This is a genomic window from Bacillus sp. HY001 (assembly GCF_007558965.1).
Lineage (GTDB): Bacteria > Bacillota > Bacilli > Bacillales > Bacillaceae_G > Bacillus_A > Bacillus_A mobilis.
Genome location: NZ_VLTE01000321.1, coordinates 1 through 279, shown reverse-complemented (window position 1 = coordinate 279; position 279 = coordinate 1). Strand labels below are relative to the sequence as shown.

The following is a 279-nucleotide window of genomic DNA, read 5'->3' as shown; positions in this document are numbered from 1 at the left end:
CGAGGTACTACAGCTACTATAGAAAAAATGGATTCTTCTGGTTTCCAGCACTTAGAACAACCACATGCATGGTTGTGCATTGTTTGCGAATCTACCTTGACTTCTACTTTATTTGATTCACAGAGACACTTTAATGTTCCTCCTGCAAAGTCTTTTACTACTGGATAATCATTAATCCCGTTATCTAATCTTGGATGTAATTTAGTGGTAGTCATATGTCGTTATCCTCCTTGAATATACTCATTATTTTTCATATGTTAACATCGTACGGATTGACTC

1 pseudogene is annotated in these 279 nt (G+C 35.8%); it reads right to left on the bottom strand.

The features are described from left to right. Nucleotides 1-215, bottom strand: a pseudogene (locus tag FOT98_RS31540) (S-(hydroxymethyl)glutathione synthase); the annotation flags it as partial. Nucleotides 216-279 lie beyond the last annotated feature (64 nt).